Annotated in this window: 7 protein-coding genes; 5 read left to right on the top strand and 2 right to left on the bottom strand. The window is 40.8% G+C overall.

The features are described from left to right. From ASJ81_RS23210 to ASJ81_RS05570, 5 genes are all read left to right on the top strand, one after another. Positions 1-318: hypothetical protein (locus ASJ81_RS23210; protein ID WP_212556033.1), on the top strand; the 318-nt coding region annotated here is incomplete at its 5' end. Positions 319-334: 16 nt separating this feature from the next. Then, positions 335-2041, top strand: coding sequence for a potassium-transporting ATPase subunit KdpA (kdpA, locus tag ASJ81_RS05585; protein WP_095643625.1), 1707 nt, complete (start codon positions 335-337; stop codon positions 2039-2041). Between the two features lie 2 nt (positions 2042-2043). Then, complete coding sequence (gene kdpB, locus ASJ81_RS05580) at positions 2044-4107, top strand: potassium-transporting ATPase subunit KdpB (protein ID WP_095643624.1); 2064 nt, start codon at positions 2044-2046, stop codon at positions 4105-4107. A 12-nt stretch (positions 4108-4119) separates the two neighbouring features. Beyond that, on the top strand, positions 4120-4680 hold the full coding sequence (gene kdpC / locus ASJ81_RS05575; RefSeq protein WP_212556032.1) for a potassium-transporting ATPase subunit KdpC: 561 nt from the start codon (positions 4120-4122) through the stop codon (positions 4678-4680). Between the two features lie 7 nt (positions 4681-4687). Then, positions 4688-6625 carry a DUF4118 domain-containing protein gene (locus ASJ81_RS05570; RefSeq protein ID WP_212556031.1) on the top strand — a complete coding sequence of 646 codons (1938 nt, stop codon included), beginning with the start codon at positions 4688-4690 and terminating at the stop codon, positions 6623-6625. 97 nt (positions 6626-6722) lie between these two features. Here ASJ81_RS05570 and ASJ81_RS05565 read toward each other — a convergent pair whose 3' ends face one another. After that, a complete protein-coding gene (locus ASJ81_RS05565; RefSeq protein ID WP_245859842.1) occupies positions 6723-6965 on the bottom strand; it encodes a winged helix-turn-helix domain-containing protein in 243 nt (80 codons plus the stop codon). Between the two features lie 314 nt (positions 6966-7279). After that, entirely contained in the window at positions 7280-9265 is a 1986-nt protein-coding gene (locus ASJ81_RS05560; protein WP_095643622.1) for an APC family permease, read from the bottom strand. Positions 9266-9878: the final 613 nt, after the last annotated feature.

Raw genomic sequence — 9878 nt, 5'->3', positions numbered from 1 at the left:
TGGCGCGGACATACCCCGTTGCTTGCAGCGGGGTGCGCCAGCGCAACTTTGATTTTTTTAAGCGGTGAGCAATGTATTTATAGCCCTTCCGCACTATGCATTCCATTTGTTATCTATCTGAGTGAAGGTTCTTGTTTCAATCTGAATTCAACAGCAATGGACCTGAAAGGGTTCTATTTCAAACTGAATTCAATAGCAGTGAACCTTAAATGTCTCTGTTTCAAACTGAATTCAACAGCAGTGAACCTTAAATGTCTCTGTTTCAAACTGAACTCAACAGTAATGAACCAGAAAAAGTTCTTGCTTCAAATTGAGTAAAACAGTCGTGAACCAAATGGTAACAGAAGATTTAACCGTAAAAGGTTTAATGCTCATCCTCTTTTTGGTCGTTGTTACCGGGGTGGCATTACCTTTAAGCAGTTTTTTCGTCCGGGTCTTTTCCGGAGAATTATCCCGAGGAATACCGGGTCGTATAGAAAAAACAATTTACAGATTTATTGAGACCAATTCGGATACGGAAAATAGTTGGAAGGGCTATGCCCGCGATATGCTCATTTTCAATGGTATAGGTTTTGTAATTCTCTTCGCACTACTTCTTCTTCAAGGTTTTCTTCCTTTCAACCCAGAAAAATTCGGGTCTTTTGATCTTTTCACTGCAATCAACACTGCTACCAGTTTTGTCACCAACACAAACTGGCAGGTCTACAGCGGTGAGACGACAGCAAGCTATCTTACCCAGATGGCCGGTTTTACAGTTCAGAACTTTCTCTCCTCTGCTACAGGCATCTGTATAGCAATTGCAGTGATGAGGGGGATAACCCGTCATTCTACCGACAAAATAGGCAACTTCTGGGTGGACATGACTCGTTGTACCCTTTATATTCTTTTGCCGATAGCTTTCATTTTTGCCTTAATTCTGACTTCTCAGGGTGTCATCCAGAATCTGGATCCTTATGTCCAGGCTAACGGATATGGCTCTACAGGGCAGCAAACAATCGCGATGGGGCCTGTTGCTTCTCAGGAAGCAATAAAAGAACTGGGTACCAATGGAGGAGGATTTTTTAATGCAAACTCTGCACACCCATATGAAAATCCAACACCTTTGACTAATTTGATTGAGATTTTCCTTATTCTCATTATACCTGCAGCCATGCCTCTGGTCTTTGGAAAAATGACCGGCAAAATTCGGCAGGGATGGATGATTTACAGTGTTATGTTGTTATTGTTTTTGTTAGGTTTCTGTACACTCTACGCTGCAGAACTGGCAGGAAACCCTCTTTTAAAAGAACTGAATGTTTCAGGAATATCCATGGAGGGAAAAGAAGTCAGGTTCGGACTCTTAGGCTCATCACTTTTTGCCACATCCACCACAGCTACCTCCTGCGGCGCAGTCAACACCATGCATGATTCACTCACTCCACTTGGTGGTCTGGTGACTATGTTCATGATTCTTCTTGGTGAGGTTGCCTTTGGAGGAGTAGGATCCGGTTTCTACACTATGATCGGATTTATAGTGCTTTCAGTCTTCATTGCAGGACTGATGATAGGAAGAACTCCCGAATATTTGGGAAAAAAGATCGAGATCTTAGAGATGAGAGCAGCTGTGATAACAGTCCTGGTTCCTGGTATTCTTGTTCTTCTGTTTTCGGGTATTGCGCTGGTTCTTCCAAATGTTACGGAATTAATGAAAAATCCCGGTCCTCATGGACTATCTGAACTGATATACGCTTTTGCATCAATGGCTAATAACAATGGTAGTGCCTTTGCCGGGTTTGACGCATCGAAACCTTTCTATACACTCACAGGCAGCCTGGCAATGTTGATAGGCAGATTTGTTCCAGCAGTCGCTATGCTGGCCATGGCTGGATCTCTAGCACAAAAGAAAAAAGTTCCACCTAGCTCAGGAACTCTTCCCACAGACTCCGTTACATTTTCAATATGGACAATTCTAGTGATCCTTATTATTGGAGCTCTTACATTCTTCCCGCTCTTTGCAATGGGGCCAATCGCTGAACATCTTTCTATGGTAGGAGGGATTTAATAATGTCAAGAAAGCGATTCCCTCGTTTAGGTGCTTTTGAGCCTAAACTTATCCGCGAAGCTCTCGTTAGTTCGGTGCTGAAACTTGATCTGCGCCAGCAGAAAGAAAATCCGGTTATGCTACTTGTGGAAATCGGAGGTATCCTGACCACAATTAGTTCTGTAATTGAGATTTCTACTCAAAAATCTCCCTTTTTTACAATCTTTGTATCTTTCTGGCTATGGTTGACAGTTTTATTTTCAAACTTTGCAGAGGCCTTATCCGAAGGTCGTGGAAAAGCCAGGGCAGCATCCCTTCGCCAGTCAAGAACCAGTGTTCCAGCCCGAAAGCTCAAAGAAGAATCTTTTGATGCTACTTTTTCCGAAATATCTTCTTCCGATCTCCGAAAAGGTGATCTTGTCCTTGTAAAGGCAAATGAAATAATCCCTGGAGACGGGGAAGTTGTAAAAGGAGCTGCACTGGTTAACGAAGCAGCAATTACCGGAGAATCGGCGCCTGTCGTGCGTGAGTCCGGTGGAGACCGAAGTGCTGTTACCGGAGGAACAACCGTTATTGCCAATGAGATTATTCTCAAAATCACTACTGATCCAGGGCAAACTTTCCTTGACCGCATGATCTCAATGGTGGAAGGCGCTGAGCGGCGGAAGACTCCTAACGAAATAGCTCTCGAAATACTCCTCATTGCACTTACTGGCGTATTTTTAGCAGTTGTAGCCAACACTTACTCAGTTTCTGCATATAGCGCAGCTTCAAGTGGTAGAGGTTCACCAGCAAGTCTTACTATACTCATTGCGCTTTTTGTCTGTTTAGCTCCCACAACTATTGCAGCTCTGCTTCCAGCAATAGGAATAGCCGGAATGGATCGTTTATTCCAGTTAAACGTCATAGCTCTCTCAGGAAGGGCCATTGAGGCTGCAGGAGACGTAAATGTCTTGCTTCTGGATAAAACGGGCACAATCACCTTAGGTAACCGACAAGCAACTGAGTTTTTGACAGTAAATGGCAGATCAAATGAAGAATTGATGGAAGCTGCCCTTCTCTCTTCATTTGCAGACGATACTCCTGAAGGCAAAAGCATTATTGCTCTAATTCAGGAAAAAACAGGAACAGCTTCGTTTTCTCCCGAAAATGTAACATTTATACCATTTTCAGCCGCAACAAGAGTTAGTGGCGCACAATGCGGCGAAATAACTTACCTGAAGGGCGCTTATGATGCAGTAACGAAATCGGTCTTGGAACGTGGAGGAACCATTCCTTCGGATCTTAAAGGGAAAGTGGACGGAGTTGCAACTGCAGGTGGCACACCCCTTGTAGTAGCTCGTAACGAGACGATTTTCGGTGTTATATTCCTCAAAGATATCTTAAAAACAGGTATTAAAGAGAGATTTGCGGATCTTCGTCGGATAGGGATAAAAACAATTATGATTACAGGAGACAATCATCTTACTGCTGCCACTATTGCAGCAGAAGCCGGAGTCGATGATTACCTGGCAGAATCCAAACCTGATGATAAACTTAGAATGATTAGGGAATACCAGAACGAAGGGTACATGGTTGCCATGACAGGGGATGGAACAAATGACGCTCCTGCTCTTGCCCAGGCCGATGTAGCCGTGGCAATGAACAATGGAACACAACCTGCAAGGGAAGCTGCAAACATAATTGACCTTGACAGCGACCCTACAAAACTGCTGGATATTGTAGAGATTGGAAAGCAAATCCTGATGACAAGGGGAGCTCTGACAACGTTCTCCATTTCCAATGATATAGCCAAATATTTTGCAATTATCCCTGCTGCTCTTATCGGAATTTATCCGCAGCTCAAAATCCTGAATATCATGGGTCTTGCAACCCCTGAATCGGCTATTCTTTCTGCAGTTATATTTAATGCTCTGGTAATTCCAATGCTGATTCCGCTTGCACTCGCCGGGGTAAAGTTCAAGAGTATGCCGGCGTCGAAACTCTTTGCCTACAACCTGACTATTTTTGGCCTTGGAGGAGTAATCGCTCCGTTCATTGGAATCAAAATCATCGATCTGGTGTTGGCCGGATTAATGTATACCTGAGGAGGTATTGGTGTGACATCGATTAAAAAAGCCATATTCCTATTTGCAGTGTTGTTTATTGTTACAGGTTTAGTCTATCCCATGACAGTGACACTTGTTTCTGGTTTACTTTTTCCGGATCAAGCTCATGGAAGCCTGATTGTTGATAATGACAACCGGATTATTGGGTCAACTCTTATTGGTCAGAATTTCACTGCACCTCAATACTTCCAGAGCAGGCCTTCAGCAAGCGGATACGATGCAACCGCTTCAGGAGGGTCTAACCTCGGCCCGACAAATGCGGTTCTCCTGGAATCGATCGCCAACAGGAAAATTGAACTCCAAAAAGTCGGTGTAACTGGCTCTATACCTTCCGATCTGGTTACGGCTTCAGGTAGTGGGCTTGATCCTCACATCAGCCTGGAATCAGCACTGATACAGGTACCTGTTGTAGCAAAGGCGCGAAATCTTCCGGAAGAAAAACTCAAATCGCTCGTACTTGCAGAATCTGTTGATTCTCCTTTTACAGGAGCTTACGTCAATGTGCTTTCACTCAACAGAGCGCTTAATGAGATGAATCAGTCTAGCAAATGAGGGGCCTATGGAAAGCAATCGCTACGATGAGGAGGGCAGGCCACGAGCTGAAGATTTACTCTTCATCGCTCGCCGTGATGAGAATAAAGCAACTGAAGGAATGTTGACAGTTTACCTTGGTTACGCCGCAGGTGTTGGAAAAACATATTCAATGCTTGAAGATTCCCTTCAGCGGAAACGGGAAGGAAAAGATGTTGTAATCGGATATATAGAGACTCACGATAGACCTGAGACTAATGCTCTGGTTGAGAACTTTGAGGTCATTCCAACACTTTCTATCGAACATCAGAACCTTTCTCTCAGGGAAATCGATCTTGACGCAGTCATCCTACGCCATCCGCAAATTGTTCTTATAGACGAGTTAGCCCATACCAACGCCCCAGGCAGCAGACATGTAAAGAGGTATCAGGATATCGAAGAACTTCTGCAAGCAGGAATATCAGTTTATACAACTGTCAATATTCAGCATATTGAGAGCCAGAACGATGCAGTTGCCCAGATAATTGGCATCAGAGTTTCTGAAATCGTACCGGATGCTTTCCTTTCTAATGCAGATGAGATTCGATTAATTGACGTTACTCCAGAAGAGCTAAATCTTCGTCTCAAAGCCGGAAAAGTTTATGTAAAAGATATGGCTGAGGCAGCTGTTCAAAGTTTTTTCAGGACGGGGAATCTTCTTGCACTCAGGCAGCTTGCTCTACGATATATGGCTGAATCCACAGACAAGAAGATGATAGGCTATATGAGGACCCGGGCTATTCCGGGTCCCTGGCCGGCAGCAGAAAGGCTTCTTGTCTGTATCCGTCCAGGTCCAACAGCTGAACATATGGTCAGGGCAGCATACAGGCTTGCAACCAGATTCGATGCTGATTTGATTGTGTTTTCGGTAGATGTCAATGATGAAAGAGCATTATCTCCTCAGGAGCGTTCCTGGATAAATCAAGCTCTTGAAACAGGGAGACGGCTGGGCGGAAAGATAGTGCGTTACCGTGGAAATGATGTTGCTGATGAAATTCTACGTTATGCCCGAAGGAGCAATGTCAGCATGATCATGTTAGGAAAACCCCATGGGCTGGATATATTTTCCTCTCCGGTATACAGGGTCATAAGACAATCACACGGCATTGATGTTCATCTATACGAACCAAAAGGAAAAAGCATATATATACCTCTCAAAAAGCAAATTCCACTTTTCTTTACAGCTGAATATGTAATTAGCCTTGTCATCATTGCAGCTGTGGTGGGAATCAATTTCTTTCTTAGAGAGTATATTGGCCCTTCAAACCTGCTGATAATTCAACTCATTCCGGTTCTGGTATCTGCGTTCTTTTTTAGACGCAGAGTGGCTCTGTTTACGGCAGGCTTGAGCATTTTAATTTTCGATTTCCTCTTTGTCGAGCCTTATTATACATTTACTATTCATGACTGGGAATACTTCATTGCTTTTGTAGGATACATTACTATTGCCTTCATAATCAGCAATCTTGCCACAAGGCTACGTCATCTGTTGCCTCAGATCTTGAAAAGTGAAGCTGAGGTGGAAGCAACATCAGGTCTTTCCCGTGAACTTGTGGAGGCAAAAACACAGCAAGACATCTTCAAAACCCTCGCCAATCAAATGCATAACTTTGGACCAGGACTTTTCGCAGTACTTACACCCAGTCCTTCTGGGCTTCAGATAGGCGCTGGTGATACTGACTATCCTCTCCATGATAAAGAAAAAGCTATTGCTCAATGGGCCTATGAAAATGGTCAGATAGCTGGAGCTGGAACAGATAATCTTCCCGCAGGAAAAGGATACTATATTCCTATCAAGACCCATAGAATGATTTTTGGCATTATGGCTTTTACCTTTGATAAACCTGATGAGGCTTTAATTCCGGAAAATAAAGAAATATTTGAAACGATGGCTTTCCTTGGGGCTCTTGCACTCGAACTCTTATAATAAAGTTGAACTTTAAAACTCAAAGTTGCTACTTTGAATCCTATATTCCAAACTGCATGCAATTACGACAAAAAATTAAAAATTTAATGAATATGTTTTAAAGTTTTAGTTCTTTAGCAATCCCATGAAAAATCTTTCCTTTATCCGTGGTGATGAAAAATCCGTTTTCATGTTTGATAAGTTCTTTTTCGTTCAGCATTTCCAGATACCTTGAAGCAATATTAAAGTTAATATTTGCCTCGTTTACAATGTGAGTTTTATTCGCTCCATTCATTGCTACTTTTAAAATTTCTTCGGCAATATCAGTCTTGCTTCTTCTTTTTATATTTATTCCCCCCACGATGGATCAACAATATAATCTTTAAATAGTCTCATTTTTTAAAAAATATATCATAACTTGTTTTATAAAGACAGTAATAATTATTATGTGTATTATTTTTCTTCCTATATGAAAATGTTTATTTTATATAAAAGTCAAGTTATAACCGGACTTTGATAGTATACTGGTTGATTCAAAGCAGAAACTCAATTGATTACTAAAAACAAGGTTTAGAAACGTAATATTGAGTTTTAGGGTCAACTGCCGTAAAATATTGGAAGCTGTTGGAAGCCAGCTTCACCTGTAAACTTATATTATACTATTTTTCTAATTTTTTACACCTTTATTGGCAAAACTACGAAAGGAATACCGTCTGCATATAGTTTTCTCTGTGATGCGAAGACAGTATAGTTGTGTAGCCACCTTGTAAGTCTCGAATCATTCGGGAAGACTATCTGTCCGCCAAAGAATACGGCATTAGGGAACTTCTTTAAGATCTCCGGTGCTAGTTTTGTAATCTCTTCAACAACATCAGTGCCGACTGCAGTGAAACCTTCGGCATAGTAACCGTGTGATGAAATTAATTTTACGTACTCATCTACGTCTTTACATATTTCGGTCTGGAGTTCTTTAATTTCTTCTACTCCTTTGAACACACCAGCATCGATTACACCAATTTGTATAAATACAAAATTCTTGTACATTCCACCGAATAATTTGAATATAGTGGATAATGCCTGCATTCCTAAACCGTTAAAACCGTTCACAAGAAGCACTGCGGTCTTATCTTGCATGTTAGCCTTATCAGGCACATCATTCTTAATCATATTCATACCTTCAGCAGAATTGATCGCCTTTGCATTAAGTTCTTTAATAAGCTCTGAGGTATTGTCATAATGGCGTCTTATGAGAATAACAACTCCAGCAAAGGCTCCTATAATAAGCAGTGTTACCCATCCGCCTTCGCTGAACTTTACTGCTATTACTGACATCAATATCATAATTGTCATAAACAGTCCGGTACCATTGATGATTAATTTCTTCTTCCAGTCTTTAACCTTCGTTTTAACTTTCCACCAGTGACGAACCATTCCTGCCTGGGACAGAATAAACGTTATGAAAACCGCTATGCTGTAAAGTACTATTAAGAGTTTGACCGATCCCTGGGTAAGAAAGACCACAATTAAGGCTGATATACCCATTATTAATATTCCGTTTTGTGTTACAAGTCTATCACTCAACGTTGCGAACCTGGTTGGAACCCATCTATCCAGCGCCATATTTGCCAGAACCCTTGGGCCATCCAAAAAACCGGTCTGTGCAGCTACAAACAGGAGTCCTGCTTCAGATACAAGAGTTGCTATTACAAAATAGTGACCTAAAGGTCCCCAGGAACTCGTAATATTCTCAAAAAGAATAGCATTCAGAGTTTTCCCGGATTCTGGAGAAACATGGTAAAATATATAAGTAAGCATCAGCCCTGCTGCCATGAATGCCAGCGAAATAGCCATAAGATGCATGGTCCTCTTTGCTGTCTTTACCCTGGGTTCTCTCATTACTGGAACTGCATTACTTACAGCTTCAATTCCTGTATATGTTCCTGCACCCATACTGTATGAATGTAGAATTATAAAAAGCAACGCTGAAAGCCCTGCACCGGATACTATAGTATGGACATTAGTTGCAGTATTACTCATTACTGTTGGCACATTTGCTGCATGGAAATAAAGAGCATATAGTATTAGGGTAACGTGGGCAATTATGAACAGTGCGAATATAGGTATTAAAAATAAAACTGATTCTTTAATTCCTCTTAAATTCAGTACTATAATTGTCATAATTACAAAAAATGCAAACCCTAATTTGAACACCTGCCAGCTTGCTGGTAGGAAGCTTAGCATGGCGTCTACACCACTTGATATAGAAATAGCAATCGTAAGTACATAATCTATAAGGAGTGCACAGCCAGAAAGCATTCCAAGAGATGGAGATAGCAACTTGCTGGCAACCAGATACCCACCACCACCAGTAGGGAATAATTCAATTATCTGTGAATAGCTAGTACTTATTACAAAAATTGTTAGTATAATACTCAGTGCTACAAATATGGCAAGGTAGATATTATCTCCTAATGCCAGGTATGCTTCTTCTGGACCATATGATGCAGAAGACATTGCATCAGATCCAAGACCAACCCATGCGAAGAGCGCTATTAAAGAAACTTTATGAAAAATATCAGTATCAAAAGGGTTACGTGGCTCTCCAATAATTAAAGTTTTTAGAGACTTTAACTTCTTATTAGTTGTTCCGTTATCTTGCATTCTTATTAGCCTTCGTTTTATTCTTGATCATGTCCGTGAGTAATTGATCATTTCCGAAAAAACGAGTACCTCTTCATCACTTACCAAAAATTTATAGAGTTGCTTATGCTTACGTTTTTCAATAACTCACGCCTGTTACTGATTTTTTAATCATTACTAACAAAATTTAAAGACCTCAAACTCACACAAGATTATTCAACTCACAATCTGAGTTCTAGTATTTGGACTTGTTCAGTGTCTATAAATTTTTAAAAATGTTTCAAAAAACAATGGTGATTTATCTGATACTGTTTTTGAGAAATTATCCAAAAAAAGGACATGATATTTTTCGAATAATAGGCATAAAGAAATGAAAGTACTATTCATCTCACCTTTTTTGATCATAGATTTCTTCATTAACCTGATTATTAAGGTTGTCCTAACGGTGTCTTTTCAAACCATCGTTAAACTAATCAGTTAATTATCATTGAAGATTTGGGTATTAGGTTCTTCGCTATTACGTGTTGATTGAAATAATTACTTAGTTAAACGGTAACTGGGCCAAAACAGAAAGCATCAAACTTCAGTACTTCGCTAAAAAATCTCTTCCTCATGTATTCTCCCCATCGATTTA

The organism is Methanosarcina spelaei (assembly GCF_002287235.1).
In the GTDB taxonomy this organism is placed as follows: Archaea; Halobacteriota; Methanosarcinia; order Methanosarcinales; family Methanosarcinaceae; genus Methanosarcina; species Methanosarcina spelaei.
This window is presented reverse-complemented; position numbering and strand designations above follow the sequence as displayed.

What these genes read in the sequence shown, in the direction of transcription:
- ASJ81_RS05560 (WP_095643622.1), bottom strand. Translation starts at nt 9,265, where the DNA reads ATGCAAGATAACGGAACAACTAATAAGAAGTTAAAGTCTCTAAAAACT.
- kdpA (WP_095643625.1), top strand. Translation starts at nt 335, where the DNA reads ATGGTAACAGAAGATTTAACCGTAAAAGGTTTAATGCTCATCCTCTTT.
- kdpB (WP_095643624.1), top strand. Translation starts at nt 2,044, where the DNA reads ATGTCAAGAAAGCGATTCCCTCGTTTAGGTGCTTTTGAGCCTAAACTT.
- ASJ81_RS05570 (WP_212556031.1), top strand. Translation starts at nt 4,688, where the DNA reads ATGGAAAGCAATCGCTACGATGAGGAGGGCAGGCCACGAGCTGAAGAT.